Here is a 23,356-nt window from a genome sequence, read left to right as displayed (position 1 = left end):
TTTAGTTATATTTATTTTAGTTATACATTCTAGCGATACACTGCATTTCGCAAGTCGTCACGCATATTTTTCGCAGCAACAGCTGCAGAATCACGCACAATATCAAGAATGTCATCGAGAGACATGTGCCCTTGATTTTTAGCGTAATCTTCAGACTTTTTCCAAGCACCAATAATACCGCGCGAAGAATTGACAATAGCACCTTCAGAATTTGCATCAAACATTCCAGCAACATCTTGAGCAGTACCGCCTTGAGCACCATAGCCTGGAACCAAGAAGAAAGTGTGCGGCATAATCTCGCGCAAATGCTTGCCCTCCTGCGGATGCGTGGCACCTACAACTGCACCAACTCTTGAATAACCGTGCTTACCAATGCTTGAAGCACCCCAGTTCTCAATCAAATCAGCCATATGCTCATACACTGGCTTGCCATCTTGCAAAATAAGCTCCTGCAGCTCTTTGCTAGAAGGATTCGAAGTGCGAAGCAGCACAAAAATGCTTTTATCGTGCGCTACTGCTTCATCGATAAAAGGCTTCACACCATCCGAACCCATATAAGGGTTTACTGTAAGCGAATCTTCATGCCAAACGTCAAGATTTTTAGAGCTTTTTAGAAGATTTTTAAGAGATTGAGGAAGCACGTTACCAGTAGTATTTTCGTCTTCAAAATATGAAGAAAGATTAGCAAAACCGCTTAAATGAGCAGCATATTGACCAGCTGTAGAGCCAATGTCTCCGCGCTTTGCGTCACCTATTACAACTAATCCTTGCGATTTCGCATACTCGCAAGTCATTGCGTAAGTATCGATACCAGCAGGACCAAGTGCTTCGTACATTGCAATTTGCGGCTTTACTGCAGGCACAAAATCTGCAACCGCGTCAATAATAGCGCGATTAAACTCAAAATAGGCTGTAGCTAAAAGCGTTGGCAGCGCATCCTCGCCTTCTACTTCCTGTAAAACTTCGTCCGCAAGAGAGCTAATAATTTCGGCTGGTACAATACCTGGCTTAGGGTCCAAGCCAACAACGCTAGGATTTTGCTTGGCTGCAATCGCTTCAATAAGTTCGTCCATAATTTACTACCATTCCAAATTTATATTTAATCAATCACATTCTCGAGAAAGCAATTTCTGAACCAATAATCGTCGCAACAGGCCTTCCTGTAAGTTGCCATCCATCAAAAGGAGTATTTCGAGCTTTTGAATGGAACGAATTTGCATCAACCGCCCAATTTTCGCGCATATTAATCAGCACTAAATCAACGTTTTCAGGGTGCTCAGTAATACTTAAACGCAGCGTTCGCTTGTTTGCGCATCGCGAAGAAACGTTAAGCAAAGCCGCAATATCAGTAGGTCTTCTGCTCATCAATTGCATTGGATTTACTGCCATTAATTCGATTAAATGCTTATCGTCCGTATATCCTGCATCAACAAGCACTTTACGGCACACACCATACGCGCACTCAAGCCCAATAATTCCGTTAGGAGTGCTTGCAAAATCTCCTGACTTTTCTTCCGCAGTGTGAGGCGCGTGATCTGTTGCAATCATGTCAACTGTACCATCCGCAATAGCAGCGAGCGTTGCTTGCCTGTCTGCTTTTGAACGAAGAGGAGGATTCATCTTAGCCATCGCGCCATATCGCAAAACATCCTCATCACACAAAGCTAAATAGTGAGGCGCAGTTTCGCACGTAATCGGCAAACCCTCTTTCTTTGCCTTACGAATAGCTTCAAACGCAGCAGCAGTGCTCACATGCTGGAAATGCACATGTACGCCAGTTTCGCGGGAAGCATCAATATCTCGCTGAACAATTGCAAGCTCAGTAGAAGCTGGAATTCCACCAACACCAAGCATTTTTGCGATCGGACCCTCGTTCACAGCTCCCGTATCATGATGCTCACAATGCTCCACGAATGGCAAACCAGTTTGTTTTGCCATAGCTAACACATCTCGCAAAATCGGTTCAGGCACTGCAGCACCGTCGTCGCTTATAGCAGTAATCGGGTGCTTTTTCATAGGAGAAGTTTTTTCGTCATCGTCGATTCCAGCAACATACTTTTTCCAAAGCTCAATATTGCTTGGTTCTAAGCCTTTACGCCCCAATGATGCGCACACGCTCAAATCGTAGCGAACTGGCAATTTTACGCCGTAAATGCAACCATAGCGCTGCAAATAGTCAACTACATTATCTACATCAAATGGAGCATCTTCCCAAGGCTCGCCGTCAAGAGCTGGAACAGTATTTGGCATAATCAAAACTTGCGTATAACCGCCAGCCGCAGCAGCCTCACTGCCGGTCATCATTGTTTCTTTTGCTGTTTGACCTGGATCTCTAAAATGCACATGCGGATCTGCAAAGCCAGGAGCAACAACCCAATCGCTTGCGTCAATGTCGCCAGTAACGCGCGCATTCCGCTCTATAAGGGCATCCTGACGAACGCCATCAACAATAAGATCAATACGTTCGCCAGTATCCCACACAGAGATATTGCGCAAAGTTAAGGTGCCTGATTCGTTCATTTCACTCCTGGTTTTGCGTAATTTTTACAGTTATATAATAATATTATTAAATTTTTTATTTAGTTTCTGCTTCTTCGTCGCAATACATGCAGCGATACTCGTGCCTTACGGAATCAGCTTTGTAGAACTTGCGTTTAAGAGTTAGTTCGCTGTTTGTTATGCAACGAGGATTCGGGCAAGTAAGATCTTCAGGCACATTCACGTCCGTTACGTGCACGCGAGGATCCGCCAAAGAAATTCCGTGTGCGTCAACTGCTCGCAATTCGTCTTCTGGCACGTTTACAAAATCAGTTGGCTCGTAGCCGCAAAGCTCGTCTCCAAGAACGGAACTTTCCAAAGCCATACGCATAAGCATACCGTTTTTAACCTGCTCAAAGTATGCTGCGCGAGGATCATCATCAACGTCAAGAGCAATCTCGTTAATTCGAGGAAGCGGATGCAGCACAGGCATATGCGACTTTGCTTTTTGCAATTTTTCTTCAGTCAAAATGTACGTGTCACGAAGTCGCAAGTATTGCTCGCGATCCGTAAAACGTTCTTCTTGCACGCGAGTCATGTAAAGCACGTCAAGCTTGCCAATAACTTCCATCAAGTCGCGAGTTTCTTCATAAGTGCACGAAGGAGTGTCAATAATACGGTCGATTACGTACTGCGGAGTTTTAAGCTCATCCGGGCTAATCAGCACAAAATGAACGTTTCCAAAGCGGCACAAAGTTTCAATAAGCGAGTGAACTGTGCGTCCATAAGTTAAGTCGCCGCACAAACCGACAGTGAGATTATTAAGGCGACCAAAACGCGCGAGAATAGTTGCCAAGTCTGCAAGAGTTTGAGTTGGGTGCATGTGGCCGCCGTCACCTGCGTTAATAATAGGCGTGCTCACAGCTTGCGTTGCAACAAAAGCAGCACCCTCCTTTGGGTGACGCATTGCAACAACATCAACATAGTTAGACACGACTTTCAAAGTATCGTTTACAGTTTCACCCTTGCTTGCACTAGAAAGTTGCGCACCTGCAAAACCGATTACCTTTCCACCTAAACGCAGCATTGCTGTTTCGAAGCTTAAGCGAGTGCGCGTGCTCGGCTCATAAAAAAGAGTGGCCAACACTCTGCCATCGCAAGTGTGAGCCACTTCTTTACGGTGCGAATCAATGTATCGCGCTTTGTCTAAGAGCATTCGTATTTGCGCAGTTGAAATATCATCTAATGTAACAACACTTTTGCCAGCTAGAGAATTTGCAATTGTGCTGCGAGAAAAAGTTTGATGCAAAGAACTAGAAATTGCGTTCGTCATAATAAGTACCGCTCACCTTCCGTCAATTGGCAAGACGGTCGCAACCACACGCGACCTACGTAATTCTACTGATTAGCGTTGACGAATTTATATACGGAGTGGCGAACAACTATAACTTATTATGCAACATTTAATAAGCATTCAATCCAATAAATCTATTTGTTCCAATACAGTTTGTTGATTACGTTTACCATAAGTAACCTTCAAAATATAAACTGTATTTTCTTCTAAAACAACTCTGTAATAAACAAGAAAATTCTTTACAATAATACGACGCACACCAAGTGAATTCCAAGGCTCATACTTAACTACAGGTGCAAACTGAGGAAAAAGAGACAGTCTTTCGATACTAGATTTAATAAAATTAATAAATTCTTACGGAAGTTTTCTTAGAGATATTAGATGCAATATAGTCTCTTATATTTTTTAAATCGTTTTCTGCATCTTGAGTAACAAGAATATCAAAGGAACTCATTACAAGCCCTTTTCTAACTCAGCAAAAACATCCGCATACGGACGCACTAAACCAGAAACTGACTGCTTATAACTATGCATAAGTTTTGCAGCAAAACCAGTAGATAATAATTCGTCATTTTCTTCTAAATTTTCACCACTGACTGCTTGTTTTATAGGCGCAGAAACATCAGCATAAAAAACTGAAGTGTTGGCTCTTTCTTTTACATTATTACTCATTACTGCATTTTTCATTAAAATCACCTCCCGTCCTGCAATTATAACCTAAAGAAGAGAATGCAACAATAAATGTGAAGCGACTAAAGATTGAGAAATTAGCGAGCGTAGAAAAGACGAGACATGATTTCACGGCACTGACGCATAGTTGCTAAAAGATCGTTTTCAAAAACGCGGCCCTGGTTCGGCTCGTAGCCAAGGTAAGTTGCAATTCCGCCCAAAGAATACGAGTCAGTTGGAATAATATCTGCGCGAGCCATTGAGCCAGACCACAAGAAGTTTGCGTTGCGCACCGCGGAACACATATGCCAGCAGCGGCTTAAAACTTCAGCATCCTCGTCGCTTATAAAATGCTCAGATTGCAATGCTTTCAACGCTTGCATAGTTCCAACTACTCGTAAAGACTCATGCTTTGAAGCATATTGCAATTGCATCAATTGCACAGTCCACTCAACATCGCTTAAACCGCCACGACCAAGCTTCAAATGCCTGTCCCTACTCACACCTCGAGGCAAACGCTCCGCTTCCATGCGAGCTTTAAGCTTACGAATTTCAGCAAGCTGAGATTCACTAAGAGGATTTGCAGCGTAACGCAATTCGTTTACAACTCCGTTAAGCAAAGCATCCGCCAACTCCTTAGAACCTGCAGCAAAACGCGCTCGCAACAACGCTTGATGCTCCCAAGTGCTAGCCCATTGACGATAATACTTTTCGCAAGATTCTAGCGAGCGAACAAGCGGACCGTCTTTTCCTTCCGGACGCAAATCCAAATCGACCATGATTTTTGGTTCAAGTGTAAGAGGACCTTGCAAAATATTACGCAAAATATCTACAGTTTTTTGCGCAAAGCGGTGAGCTGCGTTTAAATCGCAATCTTCACCAACCGGCTTGTAAATTACCATAATATCTGCGTCAGAACAGAAGTTTACTTCTTTACCACCGTAGCGACCTAAAGCAATAATAGCAATTTCAGCTTGAGGAGCATTCAAATTCATGACTGACACAGCTTCACGCATGGACCATTGCAAAGTCGCATCTAAAATAGCATCAAACACATCACTCATTGCAAGCATAGAAGTATCGTCATCAATTAGACCACACATCCAAGCTAAAGCAACTCGCTCAATTTCCTGCCGGCGAAGCGCGCGCAAAGACTGCGCAAAATCCTCAATATTACTTGCATAACGCGCAACCATAGCACTAGTTTGCATGTCGAGACTTGCCCTATCGCGAGCAGATAACGCTTCGTCGTCACCAAGCCAAGTAATAGACTGCATCGACTGCATCATAGCGTCGCCAAGATAGCGCGAATCCGCCAAAACGTGGCAAAGACGCTGAGCTGCAGAAGGAGAATCACGCAAAAAACCAAGATACGTGTTCTTTCCGCCAAAACGCTCAGCAAGACGCCGCCACGCAAGCAAACCCATATCTGGATTCTGCCCATCGCCAAGCCACTTCAACACTGCTGGAAGCAAAATTCTGTGAATTTTAGCAGCCCTAGAAAGCCCCTCCGTAAGCGCTTCAACATGCAACTGTGCTGCACGAGCATCCGCAAAACCAATAGAAGCAAAGCGCGCGCGAGCAGCCTCCGGCGAAAGCACAATAGGATCCGCATCCGTTTGAGCGTTAATAGGAAGCATCGGACGGTAGTAAATATCCTTATGCAAGTGCCGAATTTCACGACGAGCTTTATCAAAACGCGCAACTAACTCTTCCGGACGAAGCCGCACAGCACGAGCAAGACGGCAAATCTGCTCATTATTATTAAGCTGCTCTGTAGAAATTGTGCGCGCACGATCCAAGCCGCCGTTTCCTTGCGCACCCAAATCTGGGAACAAATGCGTGCGATGCATACTCCACATTTGCTGACGATGCTCAAGAACACGCTCAAAACGGTAGTGTTCTGCCAAAAGCGCCGCCTGAGACCTAGAGACGTAGCCACCTTGAGCCAACGTTTGCAAAGCGGAAATAGTATCCCTTACTCGAAGCAACTCATCCTCACTTCCGTGCACAAGCTGCAACATTTGCACAGTAAACTCCACGTCACGCAAGCCGCCGCGACCAAGCTTCATATCCAAATCGCGTTGAGAAGCCGGAATAAGCGACTCCACACGCTGACGCATATGCTGACAGTCAGCTACAAAATGCTCACGACCAGAAGCCTTCCAAATAAACGGCTCGACCATATCGCGATAAGCTTTTCCAAGATCCGCATCCCCTGCTGCAGGGCGCGACTTCAAAAGCGCTTGAAACTCCCAGCTACTCGCCCACTTCTCATAATATTCCCTATGAGAATCAAGCCTACGAACAAGAGGGCCATCCTTACCTTCCGGGCGAAGCGCAGTATCAATCTGCCAAAGTGGAGGCTCCACAGAGCCCATAACCACCGACTGGCATACTTTTTGCAAAACCATCGCCATAGAAGCACCAACACGCAAAGCAGCATCCTGGTTCTGCTTGTTGCTTAAATCCGCAGGCTCCACAACGTAAATCAAATCAATATCGGAAACGTAGTTAATTTCTTGCGCGCCAAGCTTACCCATAGCAATAATCGCAAATCTGCATGCGGAAGAACCAGTAACCTGTCCGCGCGAAATAGACAACGCTGCCTCTAAAACAGCATCGGCAGCGTCGGAAAGCTTACGACTAATATCTGGCTGCACTTCAACAGGGTCAGTGCTCGCTAAATCAGCTGCCATAATTGCAGCAACATGCTCACGGTAGCGCGCACGAAGCGCAGAAACTGCTTGCGCAAAGCCGAGTGATGTTAAGTAAATTGTGTTGGAATTGCTGCTTTCAGAAGAAACAACTGTTGCAGTATACGCTTGTATTGCCTCGAGTAAGTCTTTTACACGCTCTTCCCTAGTCATTGCAAAAAGATGATTCGGGTCGTTTGCAGCGGCTTTTATAAGATTAGGTCTTGTGCGCATAAGCATTGCCAACGCGTTAGACGCACCTAATACTTGCATTAGGCTTGTTAATGAGTCAGATACTTGCGAATTTGAAGTTGAAATATTATTTATTATTTCGGGGTATGCTTCACTTAAATCTTGCAATGAAAGCAATGCAGAATCTGGATCTTCAACTGTAAGCGCGCTTCTTAGTAGTGTTTCAAAAGATATTTTATTGCAGTTTTTGCATATTGCTATCATTGCGCAACGTGCGGCATCCGGGCGAGAAAAACCGGCTTTAATAAGGCTTCTTGAGGTGAGTGCGGAAGAGTTTGTGCAGCTTTCGTTGCAGTTGGTTTCAGTAGTTGCACTATCTGTTATGTTCGCACTTTCCATACCGCAACTTTACATTGTGGTGGTGTACAAGGCTGCGAAACTACCTGCTTTCGCGCTCATAGCGTGGCGAGTTTTAGGCATCATTCTTAACGTGGCGCAAGTTTTGGGGGATTTCTCTCCTCGCACGTCCCGTCCTTCAGTCGCTTTGGCTGTTAAAGACTCTCATGCATACTTTGTTCTCTACGAACGTTGCTCCATCAGTCCTCTTTTAGTGCTCGTAAAGAAATCCCCCAAACTCTGCGTATTTAATCGTTAATAACCGTGTCTATCGCAGAGATTTTTCGATTTTTCTTCTTCGCTTGGCGAATCAGCAGCCTGCGGCTCTGACGTTCGCCGCGCTCAGTGCGAAAAATCTCAAATCTCACCACGCTAATATTCCTGCAACTAAGCTGATGCGGAGTGTGTAGTATGAGTGCCTGGCGTGATGTGTGCGACGACCTGCTTTCGCGCTGCGATTTAGCGCGCGAAGGCAACTCGGAGCGGAAACTCGCTTAAGTTGGAAGTCCAGTGGACTTCCAACGCGAGTTTCGTAGCGAGCGCGTTACCCGCGCGAGCATGTCTTCGCTCAGCACGGACGCTAGTGTTCTTTAAGCAACAAATAGTCACCGTTTGCAAAGCACTGGCGCAAAGCTACAGGAACAGCATGTGCAGCAGCATGAAGAAACAAAAATCCCTCGCGGATTATCGGAAGATAACCTGCGAGGGATTTTAGTTACGCGATAGACTACTCGTTAGAGTGCTTACGACGGCGAGAAGCTACGCCAGCAGCACCAAGACCGGAGAAGATTGCAGCAAGACTTGCAAACAAGCCAGTTGCAGCACCCGTCTTAGCAAGACCACTAGCATTAGCAGAAGCATTACGCCACGCAGCCTTAGCGTTCTTAAGATTCCTCAAAGCGGCATCAACCTGAGTCTGAGTAGCATTCTTATCAGCAAGCACACGCTTAGCCTCAGCCAAAGCACTCACATAAGCTCTAGCAGCAGCAGTATTCGCCTTAGACGCAGCAGAAGAATCTGCTTCAGAATTATTAACCTCAACTCTCAAAGCAGTCTTATCAACCGAAGCACTCTGAGAATCACTAGCATCAGCATCATAGCCGCTACCGCTTCCAACACCACTGCCTATGCCAAACGGGTGATTAATCTTATACTTAGCCGCCTGAAGCTTCTTCAAAGCCGCGTCAACCTCAGCCTGAGTAGCATTCGGATCCTTAAGCACACTGTTAGCCTCAGCCAAAGCCTTGTTATAGGCGTCAATATCCTCAGTCATTCCAATCATAAAGAATACAGAATCACGGAACTTAGCATCAGCATCTGCTTCTGTTTTCAGCTTGGAAGAATCAGTCTTGTAATCATCGGCAATCTTCTTCTTGGCGGCTTGGAGATCCTTTAGAGCATCGTCAAGTTGCTTTTGAGTTGGGACTTTAGTACCATCTGGAAGATCAGTCTTTGGCTTTCCAGTAGTGCGATCAAACTTATCAAGAAGATCCTTGGCAGCCTTGAGCTTCTTGTTATAGTCGTCAAGAGCTTTCTTAGCAGCGTCATCACCCTTAGCAGTCGCATTCTTGAACTCTGGAGTATTCTCGAACACGTCGGTTCTGGTGTCAGTATCTCCGCCCTTCGACTTATCAACTTCTTCTTGCAAGTCATGCGGGCTGGTGACGTAGTTCTTAGTAATCTTATCCTTAATTTCCTTCAGATTCTTAAGAGCCTCGTCAACTTCTTGCTGAGTTGGGAGTTGCTTTCCAGCTGGAATGTTGGCTTTTGGATTGCCACTCTCGTCGAATAGATCAAGAAGTTCATTGGCTTTCGCTAAAGCGTCATTGTACGCTTGTATGTCTGCGTTATCCTTGCTGTCAGCACCCTTCTTGGCAAGAGCATTCTGGTACTCGGTAGACTTTTCGAACTTCTCGGTGTCTGGCTTAGCTCCGCCGTCGTCCTTAAGCTCTTTCGTTTCTTTCTTAAGAGCGTCGACTTTGGTCTTGAAGTTGTCGTCGATATCCTTCTTGGCCTTCTTCAAAGCCGCAAGAGCATCATCAACCTGCTTCTGAGTTGGACGATCTTCTGGCTTTGCGTTTGGATCAGGATTCTTGACCTTTTCAATAAGCTCGTTTGCTTTAGCAAGCTTCTCGGCATAAGCTTTAAGCTTTTCCGTTGCAGTAGCGTCACCAGCGTTCTTCTTTTCAAGCGCATTCTTGTACTCAACCGACGCCTCGAATGGAGGTGTTACAGGTTGACCCTGTGCGTCCTTATCGCCGACTTCGTTTTCAAGAAGCTTTGCATCAGTCTTGTAGTTGTTAGCAATCTTGTCTTGAGCTGCTTGCAGTTTCTTTAGCAAGTTGTTTACAGACTTCTGAGTTGCTGTCTTCTTCCAGTTATCATCATTAAGCTTCTGCTTGATTTGATTGAGAACATTCTCGAAGCCAGTGTCTTTGCCAGTTTCACCCAAGTCATTTGTAGCACCTGGATCACCAGCAGTCTTCTTAGCAAGAGCATTCTTGTACTCAGGCGTCTTCTTGAAGCCATCATCTGCAAAGTCTTTGGCAGAAGTCAACGCTTCAAAATTCGTCTTGTAGTTGTCAGTAATTTGCTTCTTAGCTGCAGTAAGAGCATCGAACGCATCGTTAATCTGCTGTTGCGTTGGACGTTCGCTGTTCTTCTTGTTTGTATCCTTTGCATCACTTACTAACTTGCGAGCATTTGCAAGAGCATTCTTGTAAGCAGTAACGTCTGCATTTTCATTACCATCGCTTGTCTTAGCTTGAGCATTCTTGAACTCTGGAGTAGCTTCAAAGTCGCCTTCAGTAACAGCAGGAGCATGTTCAGCAGTAGACTTGTTAATTTCTGTCTCAAGACCAGTAGTAACAGTCTTATAGTTATCCTCAAGCTTCTTGCGAGCTTCGTCAAGAGTCTTCAGTGCGTCGTCGATTTCTTTTTGAGTTGGCTGCGCGTCTAGTGGCGTGTCTTTATCATCATGCTTCTTCAAAAGCTCCTGAGCTTTTGTTAAAGCTTCATCATACTCCTTCTTAGCCGCTTTGGCATCATCATTTTTCTTAGTATCAGGCTTGCCATCAGCAGTTAAGAAGTGAGGATCAGACGCATTGCGATACGCATCAGAAGTTTGCGTGCCTTCCGTAGGCGCAGGACCCTCTGTAGAACCGTGCTTTTTTACGCTTTCCGCAAGCTTGGTGGTGTCGGTGTTGTACTTGTCAAGCTCTTTGCGAGCGTCGTCAAGCTTCTTCAACGCATCATTGACTTCCTTTTGCGTAGCATCAGGCTTCTTGAGCAAGTCTTTGGCTTCGTTGAGTGCTTTGCCGTAGGCATCTGCTGCCGCTTTAGCAGCAGCGTTCTTGGCATCATCCGGTCCCGAGCCATCAGGCTTTTGGAAGCTTGGCTGCGACGCGTTCTTAAACGCAGGGCTTGGATGAGTGGTTGCGTCCTCGTTAATCGACTTAATCAGCTCGTCGGTCTTAGTCGCAAACTTATCCAGCGCCTTCGCTGCTTCGTTCATTTCCTTAAGGATTGTGTCAACATCCCTGTTCAGCGGCTCACCGTTTTTGTGCGCCTGAATGTCTTTCAGGTAGTCCTTATCGTTAGGGTCGCCATCTTCCTTTGGGATAATGTTATCAGGAATATCATGACCATTTGCTTGATCCTTCGGAAGCGTGTTAGTAAGCGCAGCTGTTAGTTTCGCTGCTGCCTTTTCATACGCTTCCTTAGCCTTTTTAGCAGCTTCTACCTTAGCTTTTTCTTCTTCACTAGGATTTTGCTTTTCGGCAAGTTCTTTCAAATTCGCGTAGGCTGGGCTGTGTTGTATTGCAAAGTCATTAAGCGCAGCAGCCGAAAGTCTGCTGGTGTCGGTTGCGTAGGTGTCAATAATCTTGCGAGCAGCGATTAGCTGCTCTTTAACCGCATCAACCTTTTTCTGATCTACGGTGCTCCCAGGCTTATTTAATTCATCCATCAAGTCTTTTGCAGCGTGATAAGCGTCGTTATAGGCTTTGAAGTCTTTCTTAGCCTGCTCGTCGCCTGCTTGCGCTTTATCAAACGCGTTGAAGTAGGCTGGCATCAAATAACCGCTGAAGTTGTCCGCAATAGCTTTACCAAGATCGGTTTTATCGGTAGAGTATTTGTCGGCATGAAGTGCTGCTTCAGCGTCTTCAAGCGCTTTCTTAGCGTCCTCAACGTCTTTCTTGGTAGCGTTTTTGTCTGCGAGGACGTCTTTAGCTTTCTTTAGCGCGTTGTCATAATTTGTGACAGCTTGCTGAGCAGCAGAATCGTTAGTCTTAGCCTTAGCGTTCTTGTAGAACACACTTTGCTTGGTAGCATCGTTTGGATCAGGATTATCGAAGCTCTTTTGCACCGCAGCGGCAAGAGGAGCCTTGTCGGTTGCGTTGGCATCAAGCGCTGCCTTAGCTTTCTTAAGATCATCAATAGCCTTGTTTACTTCTTTTTGAGAAGCGTTTGGATCCTTGGAGACCTTATCTGCTTCTGCTACAGCGTCGTCGTAGGCTTTGCGCTCTGTCTCGTTAGAGTTCTGGTAAGTTGGGTCGGCGGTCTTAAGCTTCTCGTCGCCTCGCTTAGACGCATCGCCCGTGTTCACCTTACCATGCTGAGCGATGGCATTATTCAACTCATCCTTGTTGGTGGTAAAGTCGTTAAGCTTTTCGCGCGCAGCATCAAGCTTAGCCTTAGCGTCGTCAACAGCCTTCTGCGTGGCGTTCTTGTCTTCCTTTACCTTATTAGCTTCCTCAAGAGCCTTGTCGTAATCTGTCTTTGCCTTCTTAGCAGCTTCGTTTCTGTCCTTATCATCAGAACCGTCTGCCTTCTTGAAGTCAGGGTCGCTTACGTTCTTGAACTGGTTCGTTGCTTGTGTACCAGTTGCGGCAGTACTACCTTCAGCGGCCTTGCCGTTGGCTTCAATCGAGGCGTTCAGCCCGTCCTTGTTGGTGTCAGGACCATCAAGCTCGGCGCGTGCCTTATTAAGGTTAATCGTAGCGTTATCGATTTGCGCCTTCTGCTCTTCGGTAAGGTCTTTTTCTTGCTTGTCCTTAACAGTTGCAAGCAAGTCTGTTGCAGTCTTTAATGCCTTTTCATATGCCTCTTTCTTATCAGCAGACGCGTTGTAATACTTCGACTGTGTTGGAACATCCTTGCCCTCAACGTTTTCGGTCTTGTGCTCGCCAATCGAATCCGAAAGGTCTTTCGTCTTATGATTCGTCTGCGGCACAAAGATAACGTTAATTGCTTTTGCTGTATTGCCTGGATTGCGGCCTTGCTCCAGATAAACATGCTTATAGTATGTCATTGCATACGGCTCAACAAACAGACGCGCCTTGAAAATCTTGTCCTTTTTGCCAGCTACCGTTACAGAGCCAGCCTCTGTATCCCATGAATACGAACCAGCTATTGATAAATTATCACCGAGGTCTACGTCAGAATTAGAAACTTTCTGATTCCCAGACCAATAAGCGCCACCCATATTGCCAAGCGTAAGCTCGCCCGTTGGCTCGCCATCTTTATTAAGCGCATAGTTCATGTGCGACTTGCGCGAATGAGTACTTGTACCTTCATAGGCAAGCGTCTCGCCGCCTGTAAGGTCGCGCAAACCAGACTTTGGATCCTTTGGTTTAGCTTTCAGCAAACCAAGAATCTTTGTTGTATCAAATTCTTCTGCTTTAGTTGGATCGTAACGGTAGATAATAGTGGTCTTCTGATCATTACTCCAAGAAATACCTTCGTCGGTATCGCGACCATCAATCTTGGTTTTAGTCCAAGTAACGTCGTAATCCTTGCGGATGTCTGGAAGCTTGGTGAGCTTGCTCTCTTTTACATTAGATGTAAACTCAGCAACTGACTTGTCAGTCTTGATCTTAACGGTAATCTTGTTTTCCGCCTGACCATTAGAGATACCCTTATTAGCATCACCAGATGCAGTAAGATCGCCAGTAAGGTACGAAAGCGAAATCTGATCTGTGCTGGTAAGACCAAGCTCTTTATTGCCTTTATTAGCTTCAAAAATAGCTGTTTTAATTCGGTCAAGTTCGGCATTGGAGTAGCCAAGTGGATTAGCAACAAAGACTGCCTTATCGCCAGTTGGAACAGTAACATCCTTTTCTTCAAGCTTCTTCAACACAAGGTCACGCAAAGCAATCTTAGGAACGTCCTTTTCATCAACACCATCAAAGTGGATTACAGCTTCGCCTTTGTCGTTGATACTTACCTTGTCTTGGGCAACATTGTTAAGCGCCGCAAATTTTTTGATGATGTCGGTTTTTACTTCTTGCGAAACGTTAGTTGGATCTTCAACAGTTGGCTTGTCGATACGCGTGTCGTAGCGCGCAACCGTAAGCGGAATAGCTTGCGACTTAAAGCCCAAATCCGTAACCATATAGGTGTTAAGCGTCTTCGCGCCAGCTACGTAAGTCTTATCCGTTGCGCCTTGAGCTGAGGTTTCCTTATTAATAGCCTCAAATGCAGTCTTGTCGTAAGCACCATCAGCTTTTACGTTAATATTTTCTGTAAATTTATCAGAAAGCTGATTATTTACAGACTTCTTATCACTACGCGCTGTCTCAATATTGCCAGCGGCAGTAATTGCTGATTGAACCTTTTCAGGAGTAAGCTGCTCGTTATACTTAAGCACCACAGAGCCGGAAGTTTTTGGCGGCACAAGCGTTACAGCACGGAATACGTTTGTTTTATAAGCAACAGTTTCGTTATTATCTTTAGTTACGTACACGAAAATAGAGCGACTGGCTGTATACTTCTCAGCGCCTCCATTAAGGTTACCATCCCTAAAAAGAGTTGTCATCTTAAGGTCAGCAGAACCATCATTATTCGCAGTAAACTCATATTCGCCAGAATAAGCTTGGTGTTTACCTGAATTTTTCGAGTAAAAATCAATACCTCTCTCACTTTTCTCATTATTGAAACCATTCGTCTTAGCAGGGAAAATAGCGATACTGGTAATATTGCCATCTTTTGGCTTTGCAAAATGGAAAGTAATAGTATGCTTTTCACCATCTACGCTGTATGTATTGTCTGAGCTTCCCCAGCCATACACGTTCGGCATAGTGTCAGCGTTATTCTCGTCAATATCAATCTTGGTATTAGAGGTATCCGTTGTGTCTGGATTAATTTTATTAGGATCTTGACCTGCTGAACCATCAGAAGCGCGATCTTGATTTTCAGTTGCAGTCTCGTCGGTTGGCTGAGCATCAGGCAACGAGCGCTTACCACGAATCTTTACAACAGTCGATTTATTTTCAGTACCATCAGTATTTACAGTATTCTCGGATTTCTGCTCAGCCTGCTTATTGGTATTCTCAGCCTTATACCCAGCCTCTTTATTAGCTTCAGTCTGATTCTTATCGCCAGCTTCAGCCTTCTTACCAGTCCCAGCATTCTCACCAGCAGTCACAGGCGTCTGAGCTACATCCGGCTTAGTATCAGGAGTACCACTCACCTCCGCCGCCATTGCCGGAGTTGCACCAAAAGCGAACGACGCACCAGCTAACACGCCTGCAGCGCCAACCGTAAACGCCGCCACCTTGCGAGCATCCACAGCCTTCGCAATCGCGTTACTTACTGCAGCATCCAATGTAACCTTGCGTGCGTGCTTTCCGGAATTTGAATTTATCATAATGATATCTCCTTAATATCGATTCTCTCTGAATAAGTCTTTATGAATTTATTAGTGAAGAGCTTTATGTAGTAATCAAACGCTGATTGAACTACAATCAGATACATATAAAACTTCCACTCAGCTTTCAAAAGCACGAATCCCTTGTTGAGATTTATGTTCAATAATACCTAATATATGAATATTTTGCAATGTATCTGTTATGATGCATAGCCTACTAACCCCCCCCCCGCGAGACTTTATTTCAACGTTTTCGGCAGGTTTTTGCGGTCAAAATTAATATAGCAAATGTAAGCTAGATTACATTTTTAACGTCGATTCTAAACACATGTTTAGAATAAATTGCATTTATTTTGTGCATATATACATAGATATACATTTATATACACTCACACACTCTATGTTAAATTTCAATACTCACTGCCCTTCAGTCGTGTGGATATTAGCGTGGTAGAGATTTGAGATTTTTCGCACTGAGCGAGGACGCATGCACGTTTATGAAGTTTTGCAGTTGCGCTCTGTGCAGACGCTGATTCCTGTTGATTAGTGAACACTAACATCCGTGCTACTGCATGTGCCACTCCAAGCACTCTTCCCACCACAACAAAAACAATTGTGAGTGAATTAACGTGTGAGTGATAGGAATTGCTTAGTCGAGCAATATAAAAGCGGAACGATAGTAATAATATTATTGACGAATACTATTTTTGCAGAAAAAGTAAGTAAAAAACTAAACTTAACTACACAACCGCTAAGTCCAAATAAGGTATAAGAGCGTAGCGCTGCGAGACAAGTAATTCCTATCACTCACCTTTGCATAAAATAAAACCGCAAATAAAGAAATCCCCCAAAACTCGCAAACGCTACCACCTACCCAATCTTCGTAAAAAGCGGCTTCACATTCGCCCAAATCCTGCGCGCAATGCCCGGGTGATTCATGGTATACAAGTGAATGCCATCCACACCTTCGGCAATTAAATCGTTAATCTGCTGCGAAGCAAAAATGCTACCGGCATCGCGCAAGCACTCAGCGTTACTACCCCAGCGATCCATCATTGCGGAAACTTGCGAAGTAATGCGAGACGCACACAAACTCGTCATGCGCTTAACTTGCGAAGCGTTCGCAACAGGCATCACGCCAGCTTCAATTGGCACATTAATACCAGCGGCACGAGCTAAATCACGGAAACGCAAAAAATCCTCGTTATCGTAAAAAAGTTGCGAAATTAAATGCGTAACACCCGCATCAACCTTGCGCTTCAAATTATCAATATCCGCTTGCAAACTTTCCGCTTCCGGATGCTTCTCCGGGTAGCAAGCACCCAAAATCGGCAAATCCGGGTGCTTTGAACGAATATAATAAACCAAGTCGCTAGCGTGCTCAAAAACGCCTGCCGCTTCCTGGCCTGCAATCACGTCGCCGCGCAAAGCCAAAACACCGGAAACACCAGCATTATCAAACATTTCCAAAGCTTCATCAACAGCATCGTAATCAAGGTATCGAGCTGTTAAATGAGCAACCGCATCAATGCCGTATTCGGAGCGAATAGTATTCGCAATACGCGCAGTAGCAGTGCGATCCTGCAGCTTTCCAGTGCCGTAAGTAACCGAAATAAAATCCGGGTCAAGGCCTTTCAACCCATCCAAAGTATCGTAAATCGTACCAATAGGAGATGTGCGCTTAGGTGGGAAAACTTCCAGCGAAAACTTTGGTTTATATGGCATAACTCACCCCTTGCACTGAGAATTGCACTGCTGATTGCTTAGCTTGTTAGCTTGCAATTGCGCGCGAACCTCTTTAGCTGCAGAAACAAGATTCTCCAAGCTTGGCCAAGTTTCAGCGTCACCTCGAGTTTTAAGACCGCAATCCGGGTTAATCCACAGCTTCTCGGCAGGCATCTTGCGCAAAATCTCGTGAATACGCTCCACAAGCTCCGTCTCACTAGGCACGCGAGGAGAATGGATGTCGTAAACGCCAGGGCCAGCCTCAGTCTCAAAATGCGCGTCGTGAATAGCGTCAAGCACAACCAAGTCACCGCGAGAAGCCTCAAAAGAAATCACATCCGCATCCATAGCGTCAATGTCACGAATAATGTCATTAAACTCCGAATAGCACATATGCGTGTGAATTTGCGTAGTCGCAGCCACAGCAGAATGAACCAGGCGGAAAGCAGCAATAGCCCAATCCAAATACTTCTTATGCCAATCAGAACGACGAAGCGGCAACTTTTCGCGCAAAGCAGCCTCATCAATCTGAATCACGCGAATACCAGCGCGCTCCAAATCCAACACCTCATCGCGAATAGCAAGAGCCAACTGCTGAGTCTGCTCCTCGTGCGTAATATCCTCGCGAGGCCAAGACCAGTTAAGAATCGTCACAGGACCTGTAAGCATGCCCTTAACAATATGCTTCGTGCAGCTTTGAGCATAAGCACTCCACTCCACAGTAATTGCAGACTCGCGAGAAACATCCGACCACACGATTGGAGGCTTCACGCAGCGAGTGCCATAAGACTGCACCCAAGCGTTCTTCGTAAACTTAAAGCCGCGCAAATGCTGGCCAAAATATTCAACCATGTCGTTTCGCTCAAACTCGCCGTGAACAAGTACATCCAAGCCAATTTGCTCCTGATGCTCAATGCACTGAGCAATGCGATTGCGCATAAACTCGTCGTAAGCTTCGCGAGTAATTTCACCCTTACGAAGATCAGCACGAGCGTTACGAATATCCTTAGTTTGTGGGAAGGATCCAATAGTTGTCGTTGGCAAATCCGGCAAGCCAAGCGATTCCTTTTGCAGACGCTGACGCTCCGCCCTCTTAGGCAATCGCACAAAATCAGAATCTTTAAGATTCGCAAGACGATTAGCAACAGCAACATCCGCTTTCACGCGTGAACCGTCAAACAAAGCCTGATTTTTAGCCAAAACGTTACTAGATTTGCGGCTTTCGTCGCCTTCTGCAGAAAGATTGGCAATATCGCGAATCTCTTGCAACTTTTCAACAGCAAAAGCAAAATGTTGCAACACATCCGCACCCAAAGCATCCTCACCAACAGTGCTAAAAGGCACGTGAAGAAGCGAGCAAGCAGTAGAAACAGCTACGCGATCCGTAATATTCTCGCGCAAAGCATCAACCAAACCAAGGCTTACAGCATAATCGTTGCGCCAAATATTACGGCCGTTCACAACGCCTGCAAAAAGCGTAGTTTTTTCGTTCACACCATAACGCTCAATGGCTGCAAGATTTTCTTCCTTGCCTTCCACTAAATCAACGCCAACGCCGTCAAAACCAAGATTATTCACAGTTTCGTAAGCGTCAGCAATATTGCCAAAATACGTGTTAAGAAGAAGCTTAACTTCCGCACTCCTGACTTCAAGCAAAGGCTTATACAAAGCTTCAAAAAGCTCCAAATCGCCTTGCTCTTTATCCAACGCCAAATAAGGCTCATCAAATTGCAACCAAGTTGCGTGAAGCTCGCCAAAACGCTTAACAATACTCGCATAAGCAAAAGCCAGAGCCGAAATCACAGACTCTGTTACTTCCAACTCCTGAGCTTCAGGAGTACGAGCCAACTTCAAAAAAGTGTAAGGACCAATCAACACAGGCTTCGTTTCCAAACCCTGCGCGCGAGCCTCCAAAAACTCGTCAAAAGGCTTAGTTCCAGCCAAATGCAAGCCTTCCGGATTCTCAACTTCCGGAACAATATAGTGGTAGTTCGTAGTAAACCACTTCTTCATTGGCAACGCCGTCACATCGCCGCGCTCACCCTGATAGCCGCGCGCAATAGCAAAAAGCGTATCCTCAGCATGCTCAAAATTCAATTTACGATAACGCTCAGGCACAGCACCCAGCAAAATAGCAGTATCGAGCATTTGATCATAGTAGCTAAAATCGTTACTTGGAATTAAATCAATCCCAGCTTCAGCTTGCAAACGCCAATGCTTAGCTCGCAAAGACTGAGCAACTTCACGCACTTCATCCAAAGAAGCATCCTGCTTCCAGTAACGTTCAATAATCTTCTTCAACTCACGATTAGCGCCAATACGTGGAAAACCGGAAACCGAAGTAAAAACCGTAGACATACATCCTCCAAAAAATTTCTTTGACTCGCTTTAGCCTAGCAAAGAAATGCTTGAATGCGGTCATTCAAGAACTTGGGGTGTCGTTATAAGATTAATTTATATGCTTAATTGCGTGCGCGTTTCTTTTCCTTGGCGAAATGTGAGCAATGGAAATTACTTGTCTCGCAGCGCTACGCTCTTATACCTTATTTAGACTTAAAGGTTGCATAGTTAAGTTTAGTTTTTTACTTACTTTCTTTCAAAAATAGTTATTTATCAAAAAGATATTACTATCGCTCCGCTTTTATATTGCTCGACCAAGCAATTTCCATTGCTCACAACAAACCAATCAAAATAACATAAACTATGCAATTAAGCTACGGGTGGGTGCGCAGCGGGGGGATTATTTTTTGGCGTGGTGTGGGCGGCAGCACTGATGCTAGTGTGCCTTGAACAACAGAAATCAGCGCATTCTTAGCTAGGCAAAGGATTTGGGCGTAAGGATTGCGAGGGCCGTGGCGCCGCGCAAGCCGCAAGTCGCGAATGGACGATCAGACACAAGCACCACAACCGACGCATTAGCAAGCCCCAAACGCATCGCCCCAAGCACATCCGGATCCGAATCAGGCGAAGAAAGCCACTGCGCAGCCATCGACATCGTCGGCTCATGCCCAACAATCATCGTCGTATGAACATCGCCTCGAATCGCTTGCAACTCGTCCATAACAGATTGCATGCCGCCATCATAAAGACTTTTGCGCGACTCAACCACAGGAGAGTCGCCAAAACGCTTCAACATGCGTTTCAAAGTTTGCTCAGTGCGATTCGCACTAGAACACACAATATAATTCGGCACAAGCTTCAAAGATTCCAAGCCTTTTGCCATAATTTTCGCCTGCTTCAAGCCCTTATCAGTAAGACCACGACCCCAGTCGTCGCCCATTTCAGGAGCTTCAGCCTTCGCATGACGCATCAGCAACAAAACGTACTTACTATGATGTGCTTTCTTCATAAGCTTTTTCATTGGTGATGCCATAATGCTCTCCTACTTAGCTTGATTATGCGCTGATTGTTGTGCAGACTGCGAATCTTGCAAATCTTGCGACTGCGAATCTTCCGGCAATTGCGCAAGTTGCACGTCTAAATCACGTAAAACTTTACGCAATTTACGATCCGAAATATCGCGCAAAGACAAGTCTTCCAACTGTTCAGCGCGCTCTTCTGCTGTCATATCGTCAATATCGCTCACAGTATCTTTAGTACCGTGTTCACGCTTCTTCAAAGCACTAAAACCTTCAGCCATTGCGCGTGAAACAATCAAAAATCCAGTGTGACCAATCATCGCGTGATCCGGGCGCACAGCCAAACCTTGAGCTTTCCAAGTGCGCTCCAATGTTTCTTGAATTTCTGGCTCAGTCCACATGCCACTTTCTCGCAAAGCTTCAGCCATGCGAGACATTTGCGTAGTAGTCGTAACATACGCAATAAGCACGCCTCCAGGCACAATAACGCGATGTGCTTGTTCAAGGCGATTCCAAGGGTCAAGCATGTCTAGCATAATGCGATCCACGCTGTGCGCATCTAAGGTTTTTGCAACAGAATCAAAATCGCCAGTAAGCAAATTCCACCATTCTGGTCGCTTTCCGTAGTACAAAGTTGCGTTAGATTCAGCAATTCGTGCAAAATCCGGGCGAAGCTCAATCGTAGTAAGCTTTCCGCACTCCCCAACTGCGTCCAAAAGGCTTAAGCTCATCGCGCCAGAGCCTGCCCCCGACTCCAAAACGCGCATGCCAGAACGAATATCTCCTAAAGCGATTACTTGCGCAATATCTTTCGGATACATAATTTGCGCACCCCTAGGCATAGAAAGCACGTAGTCAACCATGCGCGGCCGCATAACTACATAATCCCAGCCACCAATAGCGCGCGCCGCCTTCCAAGGTTTGTTGGACGATTTAGAAGGATCAACAATAGTTTGTTGCGTTTCGCGCTTTGCGCTAACAGTAGTAATTACAACGCCTTCGCTTTGACCAATCACGTCGTCGTGACAAATAAGACCGTGCTCAGTTTGCGTAACCCCGCCTGCAACAAGCTGTGCAGTAATTCGCTTACCTTTACGATCGGTGAACTGAATCTTCTCACCTACTCGTAACACTCCACTACGCGAATTAACTGACTGCACAAAACACCTCACTTATTTTTAGAGCACGATTTCTTAGCGCGACTTTTATTATTTCTACTATTATAAGCTCACCGTCGTAAGCGGCATAGCAGAATCGATTGCAAAATCAGGAGCAGAAGGACGAACCCCTGCTTCTACCAAATTCACGCCTAGCATTGCAACCATCGCACCGTTATCCGTGCAAAGCTTAAGCTCTGGCAAACGCACTTCAATTCCATGCTCCTTGCCGCAAGCCAACAAATGCTCGCGAAGCTGCGAATTAGCGGAGAATCCGCCACCAATCATAAGCGTTTTAGAACCGTACTGCTCGCAGCCCATCATAGCTTTTCTAGAAAGCACTTCCGCCACAGAATTAGCCAAAGAAGCACACACGTCATCAACTGGAATTTCAAGACCCTGAGCTTCACGCGCTTCAACCCAACGAGCAACAGCAGTTTTTACACCCGAGAAGCTGAAATCGTACGGATGCTCTTTGCCGGAACGACCTTGCGTTAAACCTTGCGGAACTTTCAAAGTATTCGGATTTCCAAGCCTTCCATGCCTATCAATATGAGGACCACCCGGGTATGGGAATCCAAGCAATCGCGCAACCTTATCAAAGCACTCGCCGGCAGCATCGTCCAAAGTTGTGCCAACAACGTCAATACTTTTAGCAATATCGTTCACGTGAAGAAGCGAAGTGTGACCGCCGGAAACAATTAAAGCAAGTACATCTTCCGGCACATCGCCGAATTGCAATTGCGTTACTGCAATATGCCCAATTACATGATTAATACCATAAATCGGCTTATTTGCAGCCCAAGCTAATGCTTTAGCTCCCGAAACTCCCACAGCTAAGCAGCCAGCAAGACCAGGACCTGCGCTTACTGCAATCGCGTCAACATCGCTTAAATCCATGTTTGCGTCTGCTAAAGCTTTAGAAACAACCGGCACAAAAGCTTCAGCGTGCGCACGAGAAGCAATTTCTGGAATCACACCGCCGTAGCGCGCATGCTCTTGCATTGAAGATGCCACCACATTTGACACCAGCGTGCGTCCGCGCACAATAGCTGCGGCAGTTTCGTCACAAGTTGATTCAATTCCCAATACGATTGCTTCGCTCATTTTATTCCTCGTTATTCCTCGTTATTCCTCAGTTCCGTTATTTTTTGCGGTTAGATTAGCGCACATTGTGTACGCATCCACACCTTCCGGCTGATAGTAACGTTTTCGCAAACCCATTTTCTTAAAACCAAAACGTTCATACAACGCGAGCGCAGGAACATTGTCAACTCGCACTTCTAGCAGCATGCGTTTGGCACCAATTTTTTCTGCGGTTTTGATCATAGTTGATAAAAGTTCCGCCGCTAAGCCTTTTCTTTGATATTTTTTCGCAACGCCAATTGTCATTATTTGCGCGTCGTCGCCGTCAAACCAGTAGCCAGCATACCCGCATAACGTATGCGTATTTTCGTCGATTTGAGCGTAATACGCGCGCATAGGAGCTTGTAATTCTTGCGAAATCATGCTCTCATTCCATGAGCCTTTGCCAAACAAGTCAGCTTCAATAGGCGCTATTTTTTGCGCTAACTCATCGCAAGTAAAATCGCACTTTGGAACTATATTGCAATTCTCGGCTACTGCTGGAAATTGAGAACGCGTTATATCAACAATCATAATTACTCAAATCGTTAAAACGC

General features: G+C 45.5%; 13 protein-coding genes. All 13 read right to left on the bottom strand.

Features of this window, described 5'->3' with window-relative positions; genetic code table 11:
• Nucleotides 1-29: 29 nt before the first annotated feature.
• The gene (gene pyrF / locus HXT39_RS02055; RefSeq protein WP_103013850.1) at nt 30-1,073 is read right to left on the bottom strand and encodes an orotidine-5'-phosphate decarboxylase; all 1,044 of its coding nucleotides are present in this window, start codon (nt 1,071-1,073) and stop codon (nt 30-32) included.
• A gap of 34 nt (nt 1,074-1,107) precedes the next feature.
• Nucleotides 1,108-2,520, bottom strand: coding sequence for a dihydroorotase (locus tag HXT39_RS02050; protein WP_103013849.1), 1,413 nt, complete (start codon nt 2,518-2,520; stop codon nt 1,108-1,110).
• Nucleotides 2,521-2,575: 55 nt separating this feature from the next.
• The gene (gene pyrB, locus HXT39_RS02045; RefSeq protein ID WP_103013848.1) at nt 2,576-3,811 is read right to left on the bottom strand and encodes an aspartate carbamoyltransferase; all 1,236 of its coding nucleotides are present in this window, start codon (nt 3,809-3,811) and stop codon (nt 2,576-2,578) included.
• 141 nt (nt 3,812-3,952) lie between these two features.
• On the bottom strand, nt 3,953-4,150 hold the full coding sequence (locus HXT39_RS02040; protein ID WP_231130979.1) for a type II toxin-antitoxin system RelE/ParE family toxin: 198 nt from the start codon (nt 4,148-4,150) through the stop codon (nt 3,953-3,955).
• 135 nt (nt 4,151-4,285) lie between these two features.
• The gene (locus tag HXT39_RS02035) at nt 4,286-4,519 is read right to left on the bottom strand and encodes a hypothetical protein (RefSeq protein ID WP_004108587.1); all 234 of its coding nucleotides are present in this window, start codon (nt 4,517-4,519) and stop codon (nt 4,286-4,288) included.
• 80 nt (nt 4,520-4,599) lie between these two features.
• Nucleotides 4,600-7,788: a bifunctional [glutamine synthetase] adenylyltransferase/[glutamine synthetase]-adenylyl-L-tyrosine phosphorylase gene (locus HXT39_RS02030; RefSeq protein WP_102703165.1), complete on the bottom strand. Its 3,189-nt coding sequence runs from the start codon at nt 7,786-7,788 to the stop codon at nt 4,600-4,602.
• A 724-nt stretch (nt 7,789-8,512) separates the two neighbouring features.
• Complete coding sequence (locus tag HXT39_RS02025; RefSeq protein WP_103013847.1) at nt 8,513-15,433, bottom strand: FIVAR domain-containing protein; 6,921 nt, start codon at nt 15,431-15,433, stop codon at nt 8,513-8,515.
• An 870-nt stretch (nt 15,434-16,303) separates the two neighbouring features.
• On the bottom strand, nt 16,304-17,158 hold the full coding sequence (gene metF / locus HXT39_RS02020; RefSeq protein WP_102703166.1) for a methylenetetrahydrofolate reductase [NAD(P)H]: 855 nt from the start codon (nt 17,156-17,158) through the stop codon (nt 16,304-16,306).
• Between the two features lie 3 nt (nt 17,159-17,161).
• Entirely contained in the window at nt 17,162-19,516 is a 2,355-nt protein-coding gene (gene metE, locus HXT39_RS02015) for a 5-methyltetrahydropteroyltriglutamate--homocysteine S-methyltransferase (protein WP_102703167.1), read from the bottom strand.
• A gap of 457 nt (nt 19,517-19,973) precedes the next feature.
• Complete coding sequence (locus HXT39_RS02010) at nt 19,974-20,531, bottom strand: SixA phosphatase family protein (protein ID WP_004108244.1); 558 nt, start codon at nt 20,529-20,531, stop codon at nt 19,974-19,976.
• Nucleotides 20,532-20,540: 9 nt separating this feature from the next.
• The gene (locus HXT39_RS02005; protein WP_076002925.1) at nt 20,541-21,677 is read right to left on the bottom strand and encodes a tRNA (adenine-N1)-methyltransferase; all 1,137 of its coding nucleotides are present in this window, start codon (nt 21,675-21,677) and stop codon (nt 20,541-20,543) included.
• Nucleotides 21,678-21,737: 60 nt separating this feature from the next.
• Nucleotides 21,738-22,781 carry a tRNA (adenosine(37)-N6)-threonylcarbamoyltransferase complex transferase subunit TsaD gene (gene tsaD, locus HXT39_RS02000; protein ID WP_076002926.1) on the bottom strand — a complete coding sequence of 348 codons (1,044 nt, stop codon included), beginning with the start codon at nt 22,779-22,781 and terminating at the stop codon, nt 21,738-21,740.
• A gap of 21 nt (nt 22,782-22,802) precedes the next feature.
• Entirely contained in the window at nt 22,803-23,333 is a 531-nt protein-coding gene (gene rimI, locus HXT39_RS01995) for a ribosomal protein S18-alanine N-acetyltransferase (RefSeq protein ID WP_102703168.1), read from the bottom strand.
• Nucleotides 23,334-23,356: the final 23 nt, after the last annotated feature.

This window comes from Gardnerella sp. DNF01159, assembly GCF_049244215.1.
In the GTDB taxonomy this organism is placed as follows: Bacteria; Actinomycetota; Actinomycetes; order Actinomycetales; family Bifidobacteriaceae; genus Bifidobacterium; species Bifidobacterium swidsinskii.
The sequence above is the reverse complement of the archived record's forward strand: the minus strand, read 5'-3'. Positions and strand labels throughout refer to the sequence as shown.